The organism is Streptomyces sp. NPDC059524, assembly GCF_042749255.1.
Classification (GTDB): Bacteria; Actinomycetota; Actinomycetes; order Streptomycetales; family Streptomycetaceae; genus Streptomyces; species Streptomyces xanthii.
Map to the genome: position 1 here is coordinate 4040 of NZ_JBHYTK010000078.1, position 19254 is coordinate 23293.

Consider the following 19254-nt stretch of genomic DNA (forward strand, 5'->3'; position numbering starts at 1 on the left):
CTCCTCCGGAGCGGGGAGGGCGAGGACCGGGCCGTTCGCGTGGGGGGTGGGTCAGTTGAAGCAGTCGGTCGGGGTGGCGTGGGCGGGGTCGAGGGCGTTGGCGACCTCGTGGTACGCGACGAGGTCGACGGTGCCGATCGTCACGTGCTCGGAGAGGTCGACGGGGCACAGGTCCTGGAGGAGCACGTTGCGCACGTCGGGCCCGTCCAGGAACTGGCTGCGGTACGGGGTCACGACCTCGTCGTACTTGGTCGCGATGACGGTGTAGTGGACGCCGGGCACGGTGTCGCCGCCCGCGTTGAGCCTGGTGATGAAGTCCGAGCCCGCGACCTGGTCGGCGAGGCCCGGGGTGGCGAGGGTGAGCAGGTCGCCGGCGCCCGGGAAGTAGGGCAGCAGCTTGGTGAGCCCGTTGAGGGTGGTGCCGTGGTTGTCGGGGGCGAGTCCGACGAGGGAGTTCACCTCGGCGGCGCCGCCGAGGAACTTCAGGTAGTAGCGCGGCATCATGCCGCCCTGCGAGTGGCCGACGAGGTCGACCTTCGCGGTGCCGGTGGTGCCGCGCACCTTGTCGACGAAGGCGTCGAGCTGTTCGGCGGACTTGGCGATCGGGCCGAGGCCGTTGAAGAGCGGGACGCCGGGCAGCTGCCCGTAGTCGAGCGAGAAGACGCAGTAGCCGCGCTTCACCAGGTACGGCGCGAGGACGAGCCAGTTGTCCACGGAGTTGCCGAAGGTGCCGTGGACGAGGACGACGGGGCGGGGGTGCGCGGCCGAGGGGCGGCAGGACCAGTCGTTCCAGCCGCGGTCGGGCGCGGTGCTCGCGTGAGCGGCGCCGAGGGGGGTGACGGTGGCGGCGAGGAGCGCGGCGGTGACGGTCGCGGCGCGCAGCGTCCGCCGCCATGCGGATCGTACGGACCGGCCAGGCCGAACGGGGCGTGGGCTTCGGGGCAGCTTCATGGATCTCCTTGCGGCTCAAGGGAGTTGCAGGAGTGAGCTGTGCGGTTGCCCAGACAAGTTACGCGCGGGTAGTGCAGGGGTGAAGTTACGCGTCGGTAAAGAATTCCCGGTGCCCTTGTGGATCACTCCGCTGACAGGGTGTCACCAGATGGGCCGGATCGGTCCGTTCGGCGCGATGGCCAGCAATTGTCGTACGAGTGCGGCGGCCTGCCGCTCCCCCAGCCGCTCCACCCAGGGCCGCACCGCGTCGGCGGCGGCCGCGTCGGCGGCGCGGGTGCAGGCGCGGCCGTGCTCGGTGAGCACGACGAGCCGGGCGCGTGCGTCCCTCGGGTGCGGGCGGCGCTCCACGTACCCCTTGCGCTCCAGCTCGTCGACGAGCTGGCTGGCCGCCTGCTTGGTGACGCCGAGGTGCGCGGCGACATCGGTGACCGTGGCGTCCCCGGCGGAGATCCGCACGAAAGCGAAGCCGTGCGCGGGCCGCACCCCCTCGAAACCCCTGGCCAGGACGCCCTCGTGGATGCGCTGGGTCAGGTCCCCGGCCGCGGCGAGCAGGGCGATGGACAGGGCGAGGGCGTCGGAGTTCTGCACGGCCCCATTGAAACACCCTTGACTATTCGGTCAAGCTGCTTGACCATCTAGTCAAGAAGCTTGACCAATTCACCCCGTCGGAAGGACCCACCATGCCCGTAGTCCGCGCGTCAGAGGCCGTCGTCCACGACCTGCACGGCGTCCGCTTCGTCTCGTACGCCACCCCCCACAGCGGCAGCAAGGAGCTGGCGGCCTGGCGGGGCGAGATCCCGGCGGGCACGAAGGGGACCCCGCACACCGTGACGCGGGAGGAGATCCTGCACGTGCTCTCCGGCTCACTGCACCTGACGCTCGACGGCACGGCCCATGCCCTGACCGCGGGCGACACGGCGATCGTGAACGCGGGCGCGGAACTCTCGGTGGAGAACCCGACGGACTCCCCCGCGTCGATGTGGGTGACCACGTCGGTGGGCCTGGAGGCGACCCTGCAGGACGGAACCCGGATCGCACCGCCCTGGGCGAACTGACCCGGACGCGCCCTGTCCAGGGGGGCGACGGTGTTCGGAGTCTGCGGCTGAACCGCCCGGCCGGGCGCCGCAGCCGAGAGGGTCAGCCCGCGCCGGCCGGGCGCACCGCGTCGGGGCCGTACTTGCGGCGAGCCCGGTCGACGACGGCCTCGATGCGGCGGGCCCGCTCGTCGACGGGGTCGAACAGGAGCTGGCGCGGGGCCTGTTCGGCCGGGATCAGATCCTCCGCGCGCAGGGCGAGGGAGCGGACCCGGGCCCGCTGCAGCGCGAGCCGGTCGTGGAGCTCGCGGGCCAGCGCGGTCAGCGGCGGGGTGTGGGACGTGGCCTCGCGCAGGGTGCGGCTGCGCGTGATCGTCGTGTACCCGGTGCGGTCGGCGTAGCGGACGGTGAGGGCGAGGGAGCGGGTGGCCTGCCGCTCGGCGCGCAGCCGCAGCCCGAGCCGGTCGGTGAGGGCGAGCAGGGCGGCGCGCCGCACGTCCGGGTCCAACTCGTCCTGCGGGAAGCGGTGTTCGACGCGCAGCGAGCGGGCCGGGGCCGCGGGGACCACCCGGGTCGGGTCCAGCCCGTGCGCCGCGTCGTGCAGCCGCCGCCCCGCACCGGCGCCGAGGATCCGCTGGAGGGTGCCGAGCGGCGCGGCGGCGATCTTTCCGACGCTGTCCAGTCCGTACGAGGACAGGGTGCGGGCGGTCGCGGGGCCGACCCCGTGCAGCGCGGCGGCGGGCTTGTGCGCGAGGAAGGCGGCGACGGCGTCCACGTCGTCGGGCAGCGCGCGCACCGCGGAGGGCGGCCCGTCGGCGGCGACCATGCGGGCCAGCATGGGGTTCGCGGCGACGCCGACGGTCGAGCGCAGCCCGTAGAGGCCGCCGGTGCGGGCGCGGACGCGTTCGGCGAGGGCGAGGGCGTCGGTGCCGAAGTAGCGCAGGCTGCCGGAGACGTCGGCGAGCGCGGCGTCCGGCGGCAGGGCCTGCACCTGCGGGGTGAACTCGGCGAGGAGGTCGAGCAGCCGGTGGTAGAGCGGCTCGTCCGTCAGCTCGTGGAAGTGGATGTACAGGACGTGCATCCCGTGCGGGTCCTCCGGATCCTTTCCGTACGTCGTCTTCTCGTTCATCCCGCGCTCCCCGGGCTCTGGTGCCACAGCTTGCGGCTCTGCTTGACGGATGCGCCGGGCGGCTGGAGGTCCGCCCACGGGTGCAGGTCGTAACCGGTCTCCAGGTGAATGGTGCGGCCGCCGGTCCCGAAGTCGCCGTCCGCCGCCGGCAGCCCGTGTTCGGTGAGCCGCTCGGTGACGGCGGACAGGCCGCCGGTGCGGCGCAGTTCGGCCAGTTCGGTCAGGTCCCAGGCGGCGGACCCGGTGACCGAGAGGGCCTTGCCGCTGCCGCCGCCGCGGCGCTGCACCACGCCGCGCACGAGCAGCAGCCAGGAGTGGAAGACGGTGTGCGCGCTGGCCTCGTGGCTGTCCTCGAAGAACGCGCAGTCGACCAGGCCCGTCGTGTCGTCGAGCGTGGCGAAGATGACGCGTTTGCCGGAGCGGACCGGCGGGGTCTGGACGGCACCCTTCGCGCCGGCGACGAGCACGACCTGCCCGTGCGGCAGATCCCGCAGCCGCTGCGCGGGCACCACGCCGAGTTCGTCGAGCAACTCCCGCTGGTCGCCGAGGAGATGGCGGGAGGTGTCCATGCCGAGCACGCCGAGCTCGGCGCCGAGCCGTTCGGCGTCGTCGAGGTCGGGCAGGTGGGCGGGGGCGACCGTGTCGGGGGCGTCGCCGGTCTCGCCGAGCGCCAACTGGCCACTGCCCGAGCGGAGTCGGGATCGGTGCAGTTCGGCGATGTGCAGCATCAGGTCGCGCCGGTTGCGCCCGAAGGCGTCCAACGCGCCGACCTGGGCGAGCCGTTCGGCGACGGGGCGGGAGGGGCGGGCCCGGGAGAGGAAGTCCTGGAGCGAGACGTAGGGGCGGCCCGCGACGATCCGGGCGGCCTCGTCCTCGCTCATGCCGCGCACATCACCGAGCGCGAGCCGGAGCCCGTACTCCGGAACCCCTCGCTCAGACACCAGTTCGATTCGATAGGCCGCGTCCGACGCGTTGACATCCAGCGGAAGCAGCGGCACCCCCCGCCGCCGCGCGTCCGCGAGCAGCAGCCGCTTCGGGTACATGCCGGGGTCGTGCGTGAGCAGCCCCGCGTAGAAGGCGGCGGGGCGGTGCGCCTTGAGCCAGGCCGACTGGTACGAGGGCACGGCGAACGCGACGGCGTGCGCCTTGCAGAACCCGTACGCGCCGAACGCCTCGACGATCTCCCAGGTCCGCTCGACGACCTCCTCCGCGTAGCCGCGTCCGCGCGCCCGCTCGGCGAACCAGGCCTTCACCCGGCCCACCTGTCCGGGGTCCGACAGGGCCCGCCGCGTGTAGTCGCCGAAGGCGAGACCGCAGCCGGTCATCACGTCCAGGATGCGGATGATCTGCTCGTGGAAGACGACCACTCCGTACGTGTCCTCCAGTACGGGCTTCAGGTCCTCGTGCGGGTACCGGGGCGCCTGCCGGCCGTGCCGCGCCTTGATGAACGGGTCGACCATGTTCGCCGCGACCGGTCCGGGGCGGAACAGCGAGATGTCCACGACGAGGTCGTGGAAGGTCTCGGGCTGCAGCCGCGCGATGAGGTCCCGCTGGCCGGGCGACTCGGTCTGGAAGCAGCCGAGCGTCTGGGAGCTCTTGATGAGCGCGTACGTCTTCGGGTCGCCCGGCGGCACCTGCGCGGGGTCGTCGAGGTCGATGTGCCGCCCGGTGGTCCGTTCGATCTCGGCGACGGCGTGCGCCATCGCGGACTGCATGCGCACCCCGAGCACGTCGAGCTTGAGCAGCCCGAGGTCCTCCACGTCCTCCTTGTCGAACTGGGACATGGGGAAGCCCTCGGTGCTGGTCGGCACGACGGGGGTGCGGCGCAGCAGCGCGGTGTCGGAGAGCAGCACCCCGCACGGGTGCATGGCGATGCCGCGCGGCAGACCGTCGAGCGCCTCGACCAGGTCCCACAGCCGCGGCCCGTACGCCTGCGGGTCGATGCCGCGCAGTTCCGGCAGTTCCTGGAGGGCGGCGCGGGCGTCGCGGGCGCGGATGTGCGGGAAGGACTTGGCGAGCCGGTCGACCTCGCCCGGGTTCAGTCCGAGGGCGAGGCCGACGTCGCGCACGGCGTGCCGCACCCGGTAGGTCTCGGGCATGGAGACGGTGGCAACCCGCTCCGGGCCGAAGCGCTCCAGGATCGCGCGGTAGACCTCGAGCCGGCGGGCGGACTCCACGTCGATGTCGATGTCGGGCAGTTCGGTGCGCCGCTCGGACAGGAACCGCTCCATGAGCAGTCCGTGCTCGACCGGGTCGGCGGTGGCGATGCCGAGCAGGTGGCTGACCAGGGATCCGGCGCCGGAGCCGCGGGCGGCCACCCGGATGCCGAGGTCCCGGGTGTCGGCGACCACCTGGGCGACGGTGAGGAAGTAGGCGGCGTAGCCGAGCCGTTCGATCAGGCCGAGCTCCTCCTCCAGACGGCCCCAGTACTCCGGCTGCCGGTCGTAGCGGCGGGCGAGCATCGCGGCGGCGCAGCGCGAGCGCAGCACCCGCTCGGGGGTGCGCCGGGCGGCGCCGACGAGGTCCGGTTCGGGGAAGTGGACGCGGCCGAGGCCCAGGTCGTCCTCGGGGTCGACGCGGCAGGCGGCGGCGGTCTGCTCGGTGACGTCGAGGAGGCGGCGGGCGGTGTTCGCGCGGTAGCCGGCGGCCTCGGCGACGCGCAGGGCGAGGTCCGCCATGCCGTCTCCGGGCTTGAGCCAGCGCTCGCCGCCGTCGAGCCCGGCGCGCGGGTCGATCGGGACGAGCCGGCGCGCCGAGTCGAGGACGTCGGCGACCTCACCCTGTCCGGGGTCGGCGTAGCGCACGGCGTTGGTCAGGACCGGCATGATCTTCTGTTCGACGGCGAAGCCGAGGGCGCGGGCGGCGAGCCGCAGCGAGCCGGGTCCGGTCCCGCCGCGCCCGTGGTGGACCGCCTCGATGCGCAGCGCCGCGTCCCCGTACCGCTCCCGCCAGGGGGCGAGCAGCCGGGCCGCGCGGTCGGGGCGTCCGGCAGCCAGGGCGCGGCCGACGTCGGAGTCGGGGCCGAGCAGCACGGTGACGTGGTCGCCCACGGTGGTGTCCCAGGGCAGCAGGGGGCGCGCGCCGTCGGGGAGGTCCCGGTGGGCGGCGGTGACGAGGTCGCACAGGGCGGCCCAGCCGGCCGCGCCGTCGCGGGCGAGGAACACGGCGCGCTGGGCCGACTCGTCGACGAAGGCGCCACCGCGGGCCGGGGTGCGCCGGCGCTCGGTGCGGCCCGCGGCCTCCTGCGGTGCGGCGACCGCGAGGTCGACGCCGAACAGGGGACGGATGCCGGCCCGGCTCGCCGCCTTGGCGAAGCGGACGGCGCCGCCGAGGGTGTCCCGGTCGGTCAGCGCGAGCGCGTCCATCTCCCGCTCGGCGGCCCGCTCGGCGAGCGCGTCGGGGTGTGAGGCGCCGTACCGCAGGGAGAACCCGGAGGCGGTGTGGAGATGCGTGAAGCCCCGCATCCGAACCACCTCGCTACCCTGCCCCCTCCTGCCTGACCTGCCACGCGTGCCCCATCGGGCCCGCTCTCCTCACCATAAACCATGTTCGAATATCTGTGCGAATACTCGTGCGGACCCGCTCCCCGCTGCACCCGTTCGGCCCTCCCCGACTGCACGCGGGCGGGGCCCACCGGACCGTGGGGGCATGAAGTTCGCCGACGAGTTCAAGGCCGCCGTCACCCCACGAGCCGCGCTGCTCGTCATCGGGGTGCTCGCCCTGCAGCTCCTGTTCATCACCTCCTACGTGGGGGCGCTGCACAGCCCCGAGCCGAAGGACGTGCCGTACGGCGTCGTGGCCCCCGTGCCGGCCGTCGCCCAGCAGGCCGAGCAGCGGCTCGACCAGTTGCCCGGGTCGCCGCTCGATCCACGGGTGGTCGCCGACCGGGAGACGGCACGGCAGCAGATCATGGACCGGAAGATCGACGGCGCCCTGATCATCGACCCCCGGGGCACCACCGACACCCTGCTCGTCGCGTCCGGCGGCGGCGCGGCCCTCTCGAACGTCCTGCAGGTCCTGACCGTCCGGATCGAGGCCGCCGAGCAGCGCACCGTGCGCACGATCGACGTGGCCCCCGCCTCGTCCGAGGACTTCAACGGGCTGTCGTCGTTCTACCTCGTCATCGGCTGGTGCGTCGGCGGCTACCTGTGCGCCTCGATCATGTCGATCAGCGCCGGGGCGCTGCGCGCGAGCCCGCAGCGCGCGGGCATCCGGATCGGGGCCATGGCGCTGGTCTCGGTCGTCGGCGGCATCGGCGGCGCGCTCATCGTCGGCGACACCATCCTGGGCGCGCTGCCGGGCTCCTTCTGGGGGCTCACCGGGCTAGGCGCGCTGGTCACCTTCGCGGTCGGCGCGATCACCCTGGCCCTCCAGGAGCTGACGGGCGTCGTCGGCATCGGCCTCGCCGTGCTGCTCGTCGTCGTGGCCGGCAACCCGAGCGCGGGCGGCGCCTTCCCGCTGCCGATGCTGCCCCCGTTCTGGCAGGCGATCGGACCGTGGCTGCCACCGGGCGCCGGCACCTGGGCGGCCCGTTCGATCGCCTACTTCGAGGGCAACGCCCTGACAAAGTCCCTCCTGGTCCTCTCCGCCTGGGCGGTCCTGGGCGTCGCGGTCACCCTGCTGGTGGCGGCCCTGCGCGAACGCAAGCACCGGCCCGCGCAGAGCTAGCCCGACGAACAGGAAGAAGGGGCACCCCGCACACGCGGGGTGCCCCTTCTTCGTTCTGTTCCGGCGTTCGGTCAGCCGATCTGCGTGCCCGTGGCGGAGAGCGCCTCGGTCACCGGCTGGAAGAACGTCTCGCCGCCCGACGTGCAGTCGCCGCTGCCGCCGGAGGTGAGGCCGATCGCCTTGTCGCCGGAGAACAGCGAGCCGCCGCTGTCACCGGGCTCGGCGCACACGTCGGTCTGGATCAGGCCGTTGACGATGTCGCCGTTGCCGTAGTTCACGGTGGCGTCCAGGCCGGTCACCGTGCCGTCGTGGACCTGGGTGGTGGAGCCGGAGCGGGTGACCTTCATGCCCACGGTCGCGTCGGCGGCCCCGGTGATCTGCTGCGCGGAACCGTTGTAGAGGTTCACCTCGCTGGGGTGCGGCACGTCCGCGGTGTACTTCACGAGCCCGAAGTCGTTGTCCGGGAAGCTGGACTGCTCGTTCGTACCGATCTCCTGGCCGCTGGAGTCCGACCAGGTGGAGATCGCCTCGGTGCAGTGGCCCGCGGTGATGAAGTACGGCTCACCGCCCTTGACCACGTTGAACCCGAGGGAACAGCGGCCGCCGCCCCCGGTGATGGCGTCGCCGCCCGCGACGAAGGGCTTGAACTCACCCTGGGTGCGCTTGAGTTCGGCCTTGCCGCCGAGCCCGTCGACCACCTTGCTCAGCTTGGCCCAGGCCGCGCCCTCGACCGTGCGGTCGGCGGTGACGACGACCTTGTTGGTGGCCGGGTCGGTGGCCCAGGAGGTGCCCGGGATGGTGGCGTCGTTCTTCAGGGTGGTGCGGGCGCTCTTCAGCGCGGCGAGCGAGTTCTGCACGATTCTGGCCTTGGCGCCGACCGCCTCGACGGTCTTGACGGCGTCCTCGCTCAGCACGTTCATCACGAGCTGCTTGGTGCGGGCGTCGTAGTAGCTGCCCGCCGAGTCGGCGCCCAGATCCTTCGTCAGGGCCGAGGCGAGATCCCCGGCCTTGGCGACGGAGAGCGTACGGGGCGTCTGGACCGGGGTCTCGGTGCTGGCGTTCGCGGTCTGGAAGGTGATGCCCGCGGCGGCCAGGGCGAGTATTCCGCCTCCGGCGATCGCGGCACGCCGCTTGGACATGCGTCGGTGCTTCAACTCTCGTCCTCCTGTGGGGGGTCGGGAACCGGCCCGATGTGGGGGTGGACCGGCTCCGTGAGGCTGACGCGCCCCACTATTCCCACGGACCCCACTCGCACACAACCCCGAATTCAAGACCCACCGAGGACGGGACAAGCGGCACGAGAAGCCCCGCCCGGCGATTGCCGGGCGGGGCTTCCCACCTACTGGCTGCTGCGACAGGACGTACCTGAACCGACGTCAGGTCAGTACACGTGCACCCCGTACGCGCTGAGCGCCTCGGTGACCGGCTGGAAGAACGTCGTACCGCCGGAGGAGCAGTTGCCGCTGCCGCCGGAGGTCAGCCCGTACGCCTTGGTGCCACCGTAGAGCGGACCGCCGGAGTCACCGGGCTCGGCGCAGACCGTGGTCTGGATGAGGCCGGAGACGATGTCGCCGCCGCCGTAGTTCACGGTGGCGTTGAGGGCGGTGACCCGGCCGCTGTGCGTGCCGGTGGTGGAGCCGCGCCGGTAGACCGTGGTGCCCACGGACGGCGTGGCGGCGCTCGTGATGTCCTGGCTGCCGACGGTGCCGGACTTGGTCACGGAGCTGTTCGTGTAGCGCACGATGCCGTAGTCGTTGCCCGGGAAGCTGGACCCGGCGGTGGAGCCGAGGGTCGTCGAGTGCGACGAGTTCGACCACCAGGTGCCCGCGCCGTCGGTGCAGTGACCGGCGGTCAGGAAGTAGTAGTTGCCGCTGCTGTCCTGGACGTTGAAGCCGAGCGAGCACCGCCAGCTGCTCGCGTAGATGGCGTCGCCGCCGGAGATCAGCTTCTTGAAGGTGCCCGGTGTGCGCTCGATCTTGAGCGCGCCCGCGTTGGCGCCGGCCTCCTGACGGATCTTGTTGATCTCCGCCTGCGAGACCGTGCTGTCGACGGTCACGACGACCTGCTTGGTCTTCGCGTCGACGGCCCACGCGGTACCGGCGACATCGGCGCCCCGCACCGCGTCGGTGGTCTGCGCGAGTTCGGCGGCCGTGAAGGTCTGCGGGGTCTCGGCGGCGTGCGCGCTGGGTACGGCGAACGCCGCAGCGGCCAGCAGCCCGGTGCCCGCGGCGATCAGCCGGGTCCGTCTCGCCGTGCCGCTGAGGGGGGTGGTGCGCTTGATCCTCACTGGTCGTTCCTCCCGTAGGGAAGTCGGGGGCCCGCGTGGGGTCGGGGCCCGGTGAGGCGCAGCCAGGACCCCGGCCCGCGGTCCGGATTCCGAACGCGACGTGACCCTGACAAGCGCTGATCGGGAGTATTCGGGTTCTCAACTACCCGGCACAAGGGTGCCTTTCGGCCTTCCACCGGTTCTCCGCAAGCACGACGGCATGCCCCGACGGCTTCACGCCGCCGGGGCCCGGCTCGCCCTGTCAGACGGCGAGGGGCGCGGTCAGGTTCCGTTCGCCCGCGTCGACGGCCACCGGCAGGGTGTTGCCCGGGGGCGGGAAGGGGCAGACGAAGTGGTCGGCGAAGGCGCAGTTGGGCAGCACGGCGCGGTTCAGATCGACGGTCGTGCGGCCTTCGGCGCCGGGGGCGTCCGCGTACAGGAAGCGGAAGCGGTACGTGCTCTTCCCGCTGGTGGCGTCGGCGAACACGGCCCAGAGCCGGCCGTCGGGCAGCCCCGTCACGCGCAGGGTGTGACGGCTGCCGTCGAGCGTGAAGGACAGCTCCCCGGCGAGCCCGAGCCCGCGCTCCACTCCGTCCGCGTTCCCGACCCGGATCTCGCGGGCCTCGTCGTACGGCGTGAACTGTGCGGGGAGGGTCCAGCGCGGGTCGTGGGGCGCGATGTCGATCCCGGTGAAGGCGGTACGGGTGGGGGCGGCGGGGTCGAAGTCCCGTACCGCCCACAGGCCTTCACGGACGATGACGACGAGCCGCCGCTCGCCGAGCGGCACGGTGGTGTCGGCGGCCAGTCTGAGCTCGCCCGTCGTCGCGTATCCGTCGTCCGGGCCCGCGGTGAGGACGACGGCGTCGCCGTCGGCGCGCCACCGCCCGGGGATGGCCGGAAGTTGCCCTTCCGGATGGTCGGCGAGCCAGTGGGTGCCGGCGAGGGCGAGCGGGCCGTGCGGGGCACGGACGGCGGCGGTGCGCTCCTCGTGCCACTGCTTCCGGAGGTCGGCGGCGTCGGTCATGCGGTGGGGATCCTTTCGTGGCGCGGTGCCGGGACGGGCAGCCCGAGGTGGGAGCGCAGGGTCGTGCCGGTGTATTCCGTGCGGAAGACGCCGCGCTCCTGGAGGAGGGGGACGACCTGGTCGACGAAGTCGTCGAGGCCGCCCGGGGTGAGGTGCGGGACGAGGATGAAGCCGTCGGCGGCCCCGGCCTGCACGAAGGTGTCGATCTCGGCGGCGACCGCGGCCGGGGTGCCGATGAAGGACTGACGGCGCGTGGTCTCGATGACGGTCTGCCGGATGGACAGGCCCTTGTCGCGGGAGAGCGCCCGCCACTTCTCGGCCAGTTCGAACACGTCGCCGCGGTGGGTGCGCCCCTGGGAGAGCCCGGTGCCGGGCACCGGGTCGATGTCGGGCAGCGGTCCGTCCGGGTCGTACGCGGAGAGGTCGACGCCCCAGACCTGTTCGAGGATGAGGAGCGCGTTCTGCGGGGAGACCTGCTGCCGGCGGATCTCGGCGGCCTTCTCCTGGGCCTCCTCCGCGGTGTCGCCGAGCACGAAGGTGACGCCCGGCATGATCTTGAGGTCGCCCTGGGCACGTCCGTAGCGGGCGAGGCGGCCCTTCACGTCGGCGGAGAAGGCGCGGCCCGCCTCCAGCGTCCCGTGGCGCGTGAAGATGACGTCGGCGGCGGACGCGGCGAACTCGCGGCCCTCGTCGGAGTCGCCGGCCTGGATCACGACCGGGTGTCCCTGCGGCGGGCGCGCCGGCCCGAGGTCGCCCTCGACGGTGAAGTGCTGTCCCGCGTGGCGGAACGTGCGCTCGGCGCCGGCGTCCCACACCTGCCGGGCCACGTCCACGAACTCGGCGGCCCGGGTGTACCGGTCCGCGCGGTCGAGGAAGCCGCCGCGCCGGAAGTTCTCCCCGGTGAACGCGTCGGAGGAGGTCACCACGTTCCACGCGGCGCGGCCCCGGCTCAGGTGGTCCAGGGTGGCGAAGCGGCGCGCGGTCTCGTACGGCTCGTTGAAGGTGGCGTTGACCGTGGCGGCGAGCCCGAGCCGGTCCGTGACGGCCGCGAGGGCGTTCAGGACGGTGATCGACTCGGGGCGGCCGACGACGTCGAGGTCGTGGATGCGCCCCTTGTGCTCGCGCAGCCGCAGCCCCTCCGCGAGGAAGAAGAAGTCGAACAGGCCACGTTCGGCGGTGCGGGCCAGGTACTCGAAGGACGTGAAGTCGATCTGGGAGCGCGACCGGGGGTCGGCCCAGACGGTGGTGTTGTTGACGCCCGGGAAGTGCGCGGCGAGGTGCACCTGCCGGGGCCCCGTGGATGTCGTGGGTGTGGTGGTCATCGCCGCTCCCCCGCGGTGGCGTACTGGTTGACGGGCCGGGCGAGCCCCAGGTGTTCGCGCAGGGTGCTGCCCGGATAGAAGGTCCGGAACAGGCCGCGGTGCTGGAGCAGCGGCACCGTTGCGTTGACGAGGCGTTCCAGGTCGCGGCGCGGGTCGAGCGGCGTGAGGTGGAAGCCGTCGGCGGCGCCCTCCCGGTGCCGGTCGGCGATGAGGTCGGCGAGGTCGACGGGCCCGCCGCGGTACAGCGGGCCGTCCTCGGTGGGCAGCGGGCCGCCGCCGTGGCCGGGCCGCGCGGCGCGCTCCCCCGCACTGAGGTCGATGCGCAGCGCCGCGAGGACCCGCAGGGTGTCGGGGTCGCGCCCGAGTTCGGCGGCGCGGCGGCGCAGCGCGGTCCGGGCGGCGGCGAGCCGGTCCGGTTCGGCCTCGGCGACGAGCGCGACGTCGGCGTGCCGGGCGGCGGCCTCGGCGGCGTGGGGCGAACCGGCGTCGACGACGACCACGGGGTGGCCCTGCGGCGGGCGCGGCACGATGGACGGGCCGCGCACGGAGAAGGTCGGTCCCTCGTGGTCGACGTGGTGGAGCCTGTCGCGGTCGACGAAGCGGCCGGTGGCGACGTCCCGGATCTCGGCGTCGTCCTCCCAGCTGTCCCACAGCTTGCGGGCCGCGTCGACGACGTCGCCGGCCTCCTCCCACAGGGCGACGGGGTCGGCCGGGTCCCGGCGTCCGAAGAGCCGGGCCTCGGCGGCGCCGGTGGAGACGTCGGGCCGCCAGCCGGCCCGGCCGCGGCTCACCCAGTCGAGGGTGGCGACCGCGGCCTGCACGTGGAACGGCTCGGTGTGGGTGGTGGTGACGGTCGGCACGAGTCCGATCCGGGTGGTGCGGGGCGCGAGCCGGGACAGGACGGCGAGTCCGTCGGGGCCCGGTGCGGCGAACGAGTCGTGCAGCGTCACGAAGTCGAGCGCGCCGTGCTCGGCGAGCCGGACCGCGCGCTCGTACGGCTCGGCCTCGTAGGTGTCCGGGAGGTCGACGGCCGCGGCGAGGTGCAGCGACCGGCGTCCGGCGGGACGGGTGGTCATGGGTGGCGGACCTCTCTGGGAGAACCGGTGGCGGGGGCGGTCACGGCTTGGGCAGGCCCGGCGGGTTGATCTCGGACTTCGGCACGGCCTCGCTCGACAGGCCCCAGCGCTTGAGCACACGCGCGTAGGAGCCGTTCTCGATCACGTGGTCGAGCGCGGCGGCGTACGCGTCGACGAGGCCGCTGTCCTTCTTCGTGGTCGCGGCGATCTTGCCCTGGACGAGGTCGCCGCCGCCGGAGATGGTGCCGATGATCTGCGACTGGCCCGCGGAGGCGACGTGGTAGGCGGAGGCGGGGCTCGGGCCGAGGTAGGCGTCGATGCGTCCGGACTGGAGCGCCAGGTAGTAGTCGGTGTCCTTCTGGAAGTACTTGATGGCGACGGGCTTGCGGCCGGCCTTCTCGTTCTGCTCGCTCCAGTCGACGAGGATCTTCTCCTGGTTGGTCCCTGAGGAGACGGCGATGGTCTTCCCCGCCACGTCCTCGGGGCCCTCGACCCGCCAGTCGGTGCCCTTCTTGGCCTCGAAGGCGATGTTGTCGAGCCGATAGGTGGCGAAGTCGTACTTCTCCTTGCGCTCCTCGGTGACCGTGACGTTGGAGAAGACGGCGTCGAACTTTCCGCTGTCGAGGCCGACGAAGAGGTTCTCCCAACTGACCTGTTCGGGCTGGAGCTTGAGGCCGAGCGTGTCGGCGACGAGGGTGGCGAGGTCGATCTCGGAGCCGATCCGGGTCTTGTCGTCGGTGGCGAAGAAGCCGAGCGGTGGCGAGGCGTCGGCGCTGCCGCCGAGCCGGAGCGTGCCGCGCCTGCGCACGGACTCGGGGACCAGCGCGGCGATGGCGTCGACCTTCTTGCCGCGGATGCGGTTCTGGTCGGGGCCGATGTTGACGTTCCCTACCTTCTTGGCGCCGGCGGCGCCCGCTCCGCCCGTGCGGGTGGCGGCGTCGCTGTCACCTCCGCAGGCGGCGAGCAGGGGCGCCGCGGCGAGGGCGGCGAAGGAGGCGACGAGGGCACGGCGGTTCAGCACGGGAGTTCTCCTCAGCGGTGAAGCGATCGGAAAGGAAGGGGAGTTCAGAGGACCTTCGACAGGAAGGCCTTGGTGCGGTCCTCGCGGGGCGCGTCCAGGACCTCGGCGGGGGCGCCCTGCTCGACGATGCGGCCCTCGTCCATGAAGACGACGGTGTCCGCGACCTCGCGGGCGAAGCCGATCTCGTGCGTGACGACGATCATCGTGGTGCCCTGGTGGGCGAGGTCCTTGATGACGTCGAGGACCTCGCCGACGAGTTCGGGGTCGAGCGCGGAGGTCGGCTCGTCGAACAGGAGCAGCTTGGGTTCCAGGGCGAGGGCGCGGGCGATGGCGACGCGCTGCTGCTGGCCGCCGGAGAGTTGGCGGGGGTAGGCGTCCGCCTTGTCGCCGAGCCCGACCCGGTCGAGCAGCCGGCGGGCGGACTCGAGGGTCTCGGCGCGGGGCCGCTTCAGGGCGGAGACCGGCGCCTCGATGACGTTCTCCAGGACGGTCAGGTGCGGGAACAGGTTGAAGTTCTGGAAGACGAAGCCGATGTGGGTGCGCTGCTTGAGGACCTCGCGCTCGCGCAGCTCGTACAGCTTGTCGCCGGACCTGCGGTAGCCGACGAGGGCTCCGTCGACGCTGATCCAGCCGCTGTCGACCTTCTCCAGGTGGTTGATGGTGCGCAGCAGCGTCGACTTGCCGGAGCCGGACGGGCCGAGGACGACGGTGACCTCGCCGGTGCGGACCTGGAGGTCGATGCCGCGCAGGACCTCCAGCGGGCCGAAGCTCTTGTGCACGGACTTGATGTCGACCATGGGGGCGGCTTCAGGGGTCGGCGTGGCGGCGCTCATCGGGTGGTGCCTTTCGCGTAGTGACGTTCGACGTAGTGCTGGAGTACGGAGAGCGCGCTGGTCAGGAGGATGTACCAGGCGGTGGCGACCATGAGCAGGGGGACGACGCGCCCGTTGCGGCCGTAGATGACCTGCACCTGGTAGAAGAGTTCGCCGATCGCCATGACGGAGACGATCGAGGTGCCCTTGAAGAGGGAGATGACCTCGTTGGCGGCGTTGGGCAGGATCGAGCGCATGGCCTGCGGCAGCACGATGCGGCGGATCTGCCGCAGGCGCGGGATGCCGAGCGCGGCCGCGGCCTCCAGCTGGCCGCCGTCGACGGCGAGCACTCCGCCGCGCACGATCTCGGCGGCGTACGCGGCCTGGTGCAGGGCGAGGCCGAGGACGGCGGCGCTCATCGCGCCGACCAGCCCCATGGTGTCGAAGGAGAAGAATCCGGGCCCGAAGGGGATGCCGAACTGCAGCTCCTTGTAGAGGTAGGCCAGGTTGAACCAGAAGAGCAGCTGCACTATGAGCGGGATCGAGCGGAAGGCCCAGATGTAGCCGAACGCGACGGTCCGCAGGAAGCGGCTGCGCGACAGGCGCATGAAGGCGAGCACGATGCCGAGCGCGAAGCCGAGGGCCGTGCCGTAGAAGGTGAGCTGGAGCGTCGTCCAGACGGCCTTGAGGACGACGTCGGCGGTGAAGAACTCGCCGAACACCTCCCATTCCCAGCCGGGGTTGGTGACGAGCCCGTGCACGAACTGGGCGAGCAGCACGGCGGTCACGGCGATGGCGACCCAGCGCCAGGGGTGCCGCACGGGCACGATCTTCAGCCGGCCCGGGTCGTCGGCGGCGGGCGCCTCGACGGCCTTCACCTCCGTGTCGGCGGAGGTCTTGAGGGGTGGATCGCTGGTCAGAGACATGGGGGTCCTAAGGAAGGGAGGCGGGGGTCGTACGGGGATCAGGCCGCGGCGGCGCGACAGTCCAGGTCGCGCAGGAGGTCGAGCACGGCCCGCGCGGTGGCGTCGTTCTGCCGGAACGAGGGGCTGTTGGTGCGCGGCCGGGTGAAGGCGCCGGCGCCGCGCGCGTTCGTGTGCGGGCCGAGCGCGAAGCGGCGCGGGTGGGCGCTGCCGTCGCGGTGCAGGATCCGGCCGTCGGCGGGGTCGACGGCGAGCAGCCCGGTGGGTGTGGCGGCGGCGCCCTCGGCGTGCAGTTCGCGCAGCAGGCGGTCCCGGGTGCGGGCGAGGGTGGGCTGCGGGAGGCGGGCCTCGACGAGGGCGCGGGCCTCGACGACGGCGCCGGGCACGGTGTCGCCGGTGGCCCGGAAGACGCCGTCCTCCGCGCTCACCCGCACGCCGGCGCCGAGGAAGCGGACGACGCCCGCGCGGGACAGGGCGAGCAGTTGGCGCAGGCGCGGTCCGGGCGGCCCGGAGGCCAGGTAGCTGAAGAAGCCGTGCCACCAGGGGCCGAGGTCGCCGAGCCGGACGAGCTGTCCGTACACGGAGAGCAGGCCGAGGAAGACGGCGAGGTCCTGGTCGTGCGCGGGGTCGTGCCGGCGTTCCAGGTCGGCGGTGAGGTAGCCGCGCAGGGCCTCCTGGAGTTCCTCGGGCGAGCGGTGGCGGATGCCGTCGAGGGGGTGGTCGAGGGCGGTGAGGTCGAGCCGGTCGGCGGGGTCGGGGACGGAGGCGGCGACGAGGGCCTGGAGTTCGGCGCCGAGCGGGTCGGCGGCGGCGTACTTCTCCTCGAAGTCGGTCCAGGCGACGGCGGTGCGCTCGGGGTGCGCGGTGAACAGCCGGTGGTAGTGCGCGAAGCCCAGCTCCTTGTCGATGAGCGGCCACACGTCGCGCCGGAAGTCGAACCCGCCCTCCCTGGCGAGGAGTTCGTCGATCTGCGCGGGTCCGAGGAAGCGGGGCAGCGGCGGCCGCGCGCCCAGCGCGTCGTCCCAGTCGTAGCCGATCTTGGAGTGGTACGGGACGCCGCGCCGGGAGCCGACGTGCAGGACGGGTTCGCGGCCCGAGGGGAGGTAGCGGTCGCCCTCGAAGCGGCCGCCGCGCCCCTCGGTGAGCAGCACCATCAGGTCGACGAAGGCGAGCCCGAAGCCGCGCACGATGACGTCCTGTCCGGGCGCGAGGGCGCTCAGGTCGGAGTCGGCGGTGAAGTCCGGCGGCAGGTGGACGAGCCCGTGGCGTGCCGCGTACGCGCTCAACTCGCGCTGCTCCGCGTCGAGTTCGGCGTCGAGGTGGCCCTGGGTGAGGACGACGGCGTCGGCGAGCAGGGGGCGCGGCCGGTCCTCCAGCCACACCTGCTGGCGGCCGTGCCGGGTGCCGGCCAGGCGCAGGGCGCGCCGTGCGTGGTGGTGGACGACGACGCCCTCGGGCAGGGCGGCGACGGCCTTCTCGTACACCCAGCGCAGATAGCCGCCCTGGCGCCGGCGGTCGGGGAAGGCGCGGCCGTCGAGTCCGGCCCAGGCGTGCAGGGCGGGGCCGGGCAGCACGGGCCCGTCGAGCTCCACGGTGTCGTCGGTGAACATGGTGACGTCCTGGGCCTGCGAGTTCATCCAGAGCAGCGGGGACTGATCCTGGCGCCAGATGCGGCCGCCGCCCGGCGGGTACGGGTCGACGAGGTGGATGTCGAGCCGCCAGGGCCCTTCGCTCTCCTGGGCGTTGGCGGCGATCCGCTCCAGGACACCGGTCCCCCGCGGCCCGGCGCCGACGACGACGAGCGAGCGGCGCGGCGGCCGCGCGGCGCTCATCGGCCGGCTCCGCGCGCGTAGTGCCGCTCGACGTAGTACTGGCCGACGCTGAGCAGGGAGGTGACGACGACGTACCAGAGCGTGGCGACCAGAAGCAGCGGGATGACCTGGTAGGTGCGGTGGTAGACGAGCTGCACGGAGTACAGCAGGTCCTGCACGGCGATGACGCTGACGATGGAGGTGCCCTTGAGGGTGCCGATCAGCATGTTCCCGGCGGGCGGGACGATGGAGCGCATCGCCTGCGGCAGCACGATGCGGCGCAGGCGCCGGACGCGGCCGAGTCCCAGCGCCTGGGCGGCCTCGATCTGGCCGCGGTCGACGGAGAGGATGCCGCCGCGCACGACTTCGGCGGCGTACGCGGCCTCGTGCAGGGTCAGTCCGACGACGGCGACGGTGACCGGGCCGAACAGGTCGACGGTCCTGATGCCGAGGATGTGCGGGTACAGGGCGCCGATGTTGAACCAGAACAGCAGCTGGACCAGGATCGGCATGGAGCGGAACAGCCACACGTAGCCCCAACTGACCGCGCGGAGCACGGGGTTGGCGGACAGGCGCAGTACGGCGAGCAGGGTGCCGAGGGCGAAGCCGAGGGCCATCACGAGGGCGGTGAGCCACAGGGTGAGGCCGAGGCCGCGCAGCACGGCCGTGGTGGTGAAGTAGTCGGCGACGACGCCCCATTGGAAGGCCTCGTTGCGAAGGACCGAGTTCACGGCGAGGCCGAGCAGGGTGAGCACGAGGGCGGCGGCGAGCCACTGGCCGGTGCGGCGCCGCGGGACGATGCGGGGCAGCGCGGGGCCGGATTCGGCCCGCCGGGGCGGTGACTTGGTGAGGGTCTGTGAGGACATGGCAGGCTCCGATGGCCGGAACTCCGGCACGGTCTTGCCTTCACGTCTGCGGTCTTGCCGGCACCGAGCCCCTCAGCAGCGGTACCGCACCGAGAGTAAGGGGCCGTTCACGTCCTCTGTCAAGGGTGTCCACACTGTGAGCCGTACGTCTCAAGCGAGTTGACGCGGAAACGGATGCCTGTTCCACTTGGCTCATGCATCCGCAGCAGTGGCTGGTCACGCGCTCCCACATCGACTTCGGTCGAGTGTGGTCCGCGTCTTGTTGATGCCCTTCCGGCGTCCTCTTCGCGACGCCCGCTGACGCCCGCGCTCACCCCGCGCGCGTCACGCCCTTCTCGCTCCACCTCTTCA

Annotated in this window: 16 protein-coding genes; 2 read left to right on the forward strand and 14 right to left on the reverse strand. The window is 72.7% G+C overall.

The window, feature by feature from the left end:
* Nucleotides 1–51 precede the first annotated feature (51 nt).
* Together ACFW9D_RS21835 and ACFW9D_RS21840 are read right to left on the reverse strand one after the other, a co-directional pair.
* The gene (locus ACFW9D_RS21835; RefSeq protein WP_384623988.1) at nt 52–951 is read right to left on the reverse strand and encodes an esterase/lipase family protein; all 900 of its coding nucleotides are present in this window, start codon (nt 949–951) and stop codon (nt 52–54) included.
* A gap of 141 nt (nt 952–1092) precedes the next feature.
* The gene (locus ACFW9D_RS21840; protein WP_384623990.1) at nt 1093–1539 is read right to left on the reverse strand and encodes a MarR family winged helix-turn-helix transcriptional regulator; all 447 of its coding nucleotides are present in this window, start codon (nt 1537–1539) and stop codon (nt 1093–1095) included.
* 92 nt (nt 1540–1631) lie between these two features.
* On the opposite strand from ACFW9D_RS21840, the gene ACFW9D_RS21845 reads away from it, so the two are divergent.
* Nucleotides 1632–2006, forward strand: coding sequence for a cupin domain-containing protein (locus ACFW9D_RS21845; protein ID WP_384623992.1), 375 nt, complete (start codon nt 1632–1634; stop codon nt 2004–2006).
* Between the two features lie 82 nt (nt 2007–2088).
* Here the strand turns inward: ACFW9D_RS21845 and ACFW9D_RS21850 are convergent, their stop codons facing one another.
* Both ACFW9D_RS21850 and ACFW9D_RS21855 read right to left on the reverse strand, forming a co-directional pair.
* The gene (locus ACFW9D_RS21850) at nt 2089–3114 is read right to left on the reverse strand and encodes a hypothetical protein (protein ID WP_384623994.1); all 1026 of its coding nucleotides are present in this window, start codon (nt 3112–3114) and stop codon (nt 2089–2091) included.
* Nucleotides 3111–6578 (reverse strand): DNA polymerase III subunit alpha, encoded by a 3468-nt coding sequence (locus ACFW9D_RS21855; protein WP_384623996.1) that lies wholly within the window; start codon nt 6576–6578, stop codon nt 3111–3113. The genes ACFW9D_RS21850 and ACFW9D_RS21855 overlap by 4 nt, the downstream gene beginning before the upstream one ends.
* A 184-nt stretch (nt 6579–6762) precedes the next feature.
* On the opposite strand from ACFW9D_RS21855, the gene ACFW9D_RS21860 reads away from it, so the two are divergent.
* Nucleotides 6763–7782 carry an ABC transporter permease gene (locus tag ACFW9D_RS21860; RefSeq protein ID WP_188339773.1) on the forward strand — a complete coding sequence of 340 codons (1020 nt, stop codon included), beginning with the start codon at nt 6763–6765 and terminating at the stop codon, nt 7780–7782.
* Between the two features lie 71 nt (nt 7783–7853).
* On the opposite strand, the gene ACFW9D_RS21865 is transcribed toward ACFW9D_RS21860, so the two are convergent.
* The 10 genes from ACFW9D_RS21865 to ACFW9D_RS21910 all read right to left on the reverse strand — a co-directional run bounded on the left by ACFW9D_RS21865 (nt 7854) and on the right by ACFW9D_RS21910 (nt 18903).
* Entirely contained in the window at nt 7854–9041 is a 1188-nt protein-coding gene (locus tag ACFW9D_RS21865; RefSeq protein WP_384623999.1) for a S1 family peptidase, read from the reverse strand.
* A 122-nt stretch (nt 9042–9163) separates the two neighbouring features.
* The gene (locus tag ACFW9D_RS21870) at nt 9164–10069 is read right to left on the reverse strand and encodes a S1 family peptidase (protein WP_188339772.1); all 906 of its coding nucleotides are present in this window, start codon (nt 10067–10069) and stop codon (nt 9164–9166) included.
* A gap of 241 nt (nt 10070–10310) precedes the next feature.
* The gene (locus ACFW9D_RS21875; protein ID WP_384624001.1) at nt 10311–11072 is read right to left on the reverse strand and encodes a DUF1684 domain-containing protein; all 762 of its coding nucleotides are present in this window, start codon (nt 11070–11072) and stop codon (nt 10311–10313) included.
* Nucleotides 11069–12394 carry an LLM class flavin-dependent oxidoreductase gene (locus ACFW9D_RS21880; RefSeq protein ID WP_384624003.1) on the reverse strand — a complete coding sequence of 442 codons (1326 nt, stop codon included), beginning with the start codon at nt 12392–12394 and terminating at the stop codon, nt 11069–11071. Before ACFW9D_RS21880 ends, ACFW9D_RS21875 begins: the two co-directional genes overlap by 4 nt.
* Nucleotides 12391–13470 carry an LLM class flavin-dependent oxidoreductase gene (locus ACFW9D_RS21885; RefSeq protein ID WP_384624005.1) on the reverse strand — a complete coding sequence of 360 codons (1080 nt, stop codon included), beginning with the start codon at nt 13468–13470 and terminating at the stop codon, nt 12391–12393. Before ACFW9D_RS21885 ends, ACFW9D_RS21880 begins: the two co-directional genes overlap by 4 nt.
* Nucleotides 13471–13510: 40 nt before the next feature.
* Nucleotides 13511–14491, reverse strand: a complete 981-nt coding sequence (locus ACFW9D_RS21890) for an ABC transporter substrate-binding protein (RefSeq protein ID WP_384624007.1) — start codon at nt 14489–14491, stop codon at nt 13511–13513.
* A gap of 44 nt (nt 14492–14535) precedes the next feature.
* Complete coding sequence (locus ACFW9D_RS21895; RefSeq protein ID WP_384624009.1) at nt 14536–15324, reverse strand: amino acid ABC transporter ATP-binding protein; 789 nt, start codon at nt 15322–15324, stop codon at nt 14536–14538.
* On the reverse strand, nt 15321–16229 hold the full coding sequence (locus ACFW9D_RS21900; protein WP_384624011.1) for an amino acid ABC transporter permease: 909 nt from the start codon (nt 16227–16229) through the stop codon (nt 15321–15323). Before ACFW9D_RS21900 ends, ACFW9D_RS21895 begins: the two co-directional genes overlap by 4 nt.
* A gap of 38 nt (nt 16230–16267) precedes the next feature.
* A complete protein-coding gene (locus tag ACFW9D_RS21905) occupies nt 16268–18058 on the reverse strand; it encodes an FAD/NAD(P)-binding protein (RefSeq protein WP_384624013.1) in 1791 nt (596 codons plus the stop codon).
* Nucleotides 18055–18903 carry an amino acid ABC transporter permease gene (locus ACFW9D_RS21910; protein ID WP_384624015.1) on the reverse strand — a complete coding sequence of 283 codons (849 nt, stop codon included), beginning with the start codon at nt 18901–18903 and terminating at the stop codon, nt 18055–18057. The genes ACFW9D_RS21905 and ACFW9D_RS21910 overlap by 4 nt, the downstream gene beginning before the upstream one ends.
* Nucleotides 18904–19254: the final 351 nt, after the last annotated feature.

Bases quoted from the DNA above. Each gene is read 5' to 3' on its own strand.
- ACFW9D_RS21835 (WP_384623988.1), bottom strand. From the start codon at position 951: ATGAAGCTGCCCCGAAGCCCACGCCCCGTTCGGCCTGGCCGGTCCGTA.
- ACFW9D_RS21845 (WP_384623992.1), top strand. From the start codon at position 1,632: ATGCCCGTAGTCCGCGCGTCAGAGGCCGTCGTCCACGACCTGCACGGC.
- ACFW9D_RS21850 (WP_384623994.1), bottom strand. From the start codon at position 3,114: ATGAACGAGAAGACGACGTACGGAAAGGATCCGGAGGACCCGCACGGG.
- ACFW9D_RS21855 (WP_384623996.1), bottom strand. From the start codon at position 6,578: ATGCGGGGCTTCACGCATCTCCACACCGCCTCCGGGTTCTCCCTGCGG.
- ACFW9D_RS21860 (WP_188339773.1), top strand. From the start codon at position 6,763: ATGAAGTTCGCCGACGAGTTCAAGGCCGCCGTCACCCCACGAGCCGCG.
- ACFW9D_RS21875 (WP_384624001.1), bottom strand. From the start codon at position 11,072: ATGACCGACGCCGCCGACCTCCGGAAGCAGTGGCACGAGGAGCGCACC.
- ACFW9D_RS21880 (WP_384624003.1), bottom strand. From the start codon at position 12,394: ATGACCACCACACCCACGACATCCACGGGGCCCCGGCAGGTGCACCTC.
- ACFW9D_RS21885 (WP_384624005.1), bottom strand. From the start codon at position 13,470: ATGACCACCCGTCCCGCCGGACGCCGGTCGCTGCACCTCGCCGCGGCC.
- ACFW9D_RS21895 (WP_384624009.1), bottom strand. From the start codon at position 15,324: ATGAGCGCCGCCACGCCGACCCCTGAAGCCGCCCCCATGGTCGACATC.
- ACFW9D_RS21900 (WP_384624011.1), bottom strand. From the start codon at position 16,229: ATGTCTCTGACCAGCGATCCACCCCTCAAGACCTCCGCCGACACGGAG.
- ACFW9D_RS21905 (WP_384624013.1), bottom strand. From the start codon at position 18,058: ATGAGCGCCGCGCGGCCGCCGCGCCGCTCGCTCGTCGTCGTCGGCGCC.
- ACFW9D_RS21910 (WP_384624015.1), bottom strand. From the start codon at position 18,903: ATGTCCTCACAGACCCTCACCAAGTCACCGCCCCGGCGGGCCGAATCC.